At 69.2% G+C, this 2,984-nt stretch carries 2 protein-coding genes and 1 pseudogene; 2 read left to right on the plus strand and 1 reads right to left on the minus strand.

Going from position 1 to position 2,984, the window contains the following annotated elements; translation table 11 throughout:
- A partial coding sequence (locus FNH09_RS45805) for a DUF4232 domain-containing protein (protein WP_152895783.1) occupies positions 1 to 422 on the plus strand: 422 nt, incomplete at its 5' end.
- A gap of 323 nt (positions 423 to 745) precedes the next feature.
- On the opposite strand, the pseudogene FNH09_RS45810 reads toward FNH09_RS45805, so the two are convergent.
- Positions 746 to 952, minus strand: a pseudogene (locus tag FNH09_RS45810) (tyrosine-type recombinase/integrase); the annotation flags it as partial.
- A 301-nt stretch (positions 953 to 1,253) separates the two neighbouring features.
- Here FNH09_RS45810 and FNH09_RS45815 point away from each other — a divergent pair.
- Positions 1,254 to 2,600 (plus strand): YVTN family beta-propeller repeat protein, encoded by a 1,347-nt coding sequence (locus FNH09_RS45815; RefSeq protein ID WP_152895784.1) that lies wholly within the window; start codon positions 1,254 to 1,256, stop codon positions 2,598 to 2,600.
- The last annotated feature ends 384 nt before the right edge of the window (positions 2,601 to 2,984 follow it).

Below are 2,984 nucleotides of genomic sequence, written 5' to 3' on the forward strand. Positions count from 1 at the left end.
CCCTCCAGGTCAGCGCCCGGCAGGCCGCCCACCCGCCCGTCGGAACCGGGACCGGGGCGGCGGTCGTGCAGTTCACCAACGTCTCGCGGAAGACGTGCGTCCTGAAGGGCCATCCGACGGTCGCGGGCGCCGGCAACGGCTCCCCCGCCCACAACACCCCGCTCAAGGTCACCCCCACCGGCAGGGCGGCCACCGTGACGGTCCGGCCGCACGGCAAGGCGTGGGTGAAGCTGACCTTCGTCCAGGTCCAGGGGGAGGGCGACGGCTACTGCGTGTCGGGCAAGACCCCGGCGGTGTATCCGACGATGGTCATCGGGCTGCCGCACTCCGGGAAGCACCAGGTCGCCCTGAACGACGGGTGGTGGGCCGAGTGCGACAACAAGGTGACCGTCACCCCGGTCTCGGCGGTCAAGCCTTCCTGACCCCCCGTCCCCACAAAACGAGCAGCCTGCATGACGATCGCGCTGAGGTTCAGACGGGGCGTGTCGAAGGTGCCGGCTCTCGGTCGAGCGGGCTGAAGCTGGGCCGCCTCTGGGCCGTCCGACGTTGCTCAACAGCGGCCAATGACGACCAACGACGACGGCCAAGCGTACGAGCCTATCGCCCCTGAGCAGCGAAAACGCAGGTCACCAAGATCTCCGGCAAGACCCAGGGCAAGAAGAAGTAGAGATAGCGATCACGCCTCCCACCTGCGCATACGGCGCGGATGGGAGGCGTTTTCGTGCTCTGGAACCTCTCCGGAACCTCAGCCCGTGTGATCTTGCGGCCGGAGAGCCTTCCGGGCCCGGTCCCGGCTGCTCGGCATGAGGTGCGCGTACACCTTGAGGGTCAGGCCCGGGTCGGAGTGGCCGAGGTACTCCGCGAGTGCCTTGATGCTCTCTCCGGCGTCCAGGAGCACGGACGCGTAGAAGTGCCGGAGGGCGTGCATGCCGTGCTCGCGGGCTGCGGCGTGCCTGGGTCCAGTCGCCCGCCTCCGTGCCCCGGATCCTCCGGTTCAGTCGCGACGCCGGACCGGGTGCGGTCTCGGTGGGGCGCACGAACGTCCAGGCGACCGCCCCGGCCCATGGTCGGGGCGGTCGCGCGTCGCCGCCATACCTAATGTGACGAACTGTCATAATACGTTCGATTCTGTCAGTCCGGTCGGGAGGATTGCTGTGGCTATCTGTCAAACCGTGAGGGGGGTGGGCGCGCAGGAGGCCCTCCCGTCGTCGGCGCCGCCTGGTCTTCGAGCGCGTCGCTCGTGGTGGGATGGGTTGCTGCGGGCGCTGGTGGCAGGCCTCGTCGTAGTGGCCGGCCTGGCCCTGCCCATGGTGGCCCCGCAGCCCGCCCAGGCCGTGCCGCCCGGCACCTACGCCTACGTCGCCAACTTCCACTCTGACACGGTGTCGGTGATCAACACGGCGACGAACACGGTGGTGGTCACGGTTCCCGTAGGCCATACGCCGTGGGAAGTGGCGGTGTCGCCGGACGGCACCCGCGCCTACGTCACCAACCGCGCCGATGACACGGTGTCCGTGATCAACACCGCGACCGACACGGTCGTCGCCACCGTCCCCGTCGGCCTTGAGCCCCTGGGGGTGGCGGTGTCGCCGGACGGCACCCGCGCCTACGTCACCAACTTCAGCGCCAACACGGTGTCCGTGATCAACACCGCGACCGACACGGTCGTCGCCACCGTCCCCGTCGGCGCTGCTCCCATCGGGGTGGCGGTGTCGCCGAACGGCACCCGCGCCTACGTCACCAATTCCGACGCCAACGCGGTGTCCGTGATCAACACGAACACCAACACGGTCGTCGCCACCGTCCCCGTCGGCGGCTTCCCATTCGGGGTGGCGGTGTCGCCGAACGGCACCCGCGCCTACATCACCAACTTCAGCGCCAACACGGTGTCCGTGATCAACACGGCGCCGAACACGGTCGTCGCCACCATTCCCGTCGGCGATGCGCCCCAGGGAGTGACGGTGTCGCCGAACGGCACCCGCGCCTACGTCATCAACGCCGACGACGACACGGTGTCCGTGATCAACACGGCGCCGAACACGGTCGTCGCCACCATCCCCGTCGGCGATGCGCCTCGAGAGGTGGCGGTGTCGCCGGACGGCACCCGCGCCTACGTCACCGACGCCAACGCCGACACGGTGTCCGTGATCAACACGAACACCAACACCGTCGTGGCCACCGTCCCCGTCGGCGACCTCCCGTTCGGGGTGGCGATCGGGGTCGTGCCCCAGCCGGCGCTGACCTGCGCGACCGCCACGGCCACCATCACCGGCACCAACCGCAATGACGTCCTGACCGGCACCCCCGGCGACGACGTGATCTTCGCTCTCGCCGGGAACGACGTGGTCGACGGCCGCGGCGGCAACGACCTGATCTGCGGCGGCGACGGCAACGACGTGCTGTCCGGCGGCGACGGCAACGACCGCGTCGAGGGCGGCAACGGCAACGACACCCTCAGCGGCGGCAACGGCAACGACGCCAACGAGGGCGGACCCGGCAACGACGCTCTCAACGGCGGACCCGGGACCAACACCAACAACGGCGGAACCGGTCACAACGCCTGCACCAACCCCACCACCGGAACCGGCTGCAACACCTGATCAACGATCACCAGAAACGGGCCCCGGCACGTCCCCCGCCGCAGCAGCGACCGACGCCCGGGGCCCGTTTTCGACGCTCCGCGACACAGCTCGTCAGGGGGCCTGCTTCGCGCTGCGTGACTCACTTGCCTGAACGGCCGAACTCGCGCTGACCTGCACGTTCTCTTGACAACCCCAGATAACCGTCGCCGCACACAACGGAACGGGCCCGATGGTGCTCGCCCGGGCGGTCGAAACCCCAGGGCAAGAAGAAGTAACCGTTCACCAGCAAGCCCCCGACCTGCGAGTTCCTCGCGGGGCGGGGGCTTTTTGGTGGGGCTGGGCCGTCCGGTGTCCGTCGGGGTTCGGTGTGGTTCGGGGGACGGGTTTTCGTGGGGCATATGC

Source organism: Streptomyces adustus (genome assembly GCF_009377175.1).
Classification (GTDB): Bacteria; Actinomycetota; Actinomycetes; order Streptomycetales; family Streptomycetaceae; genus Streptomyces; species Streptomyces adustus.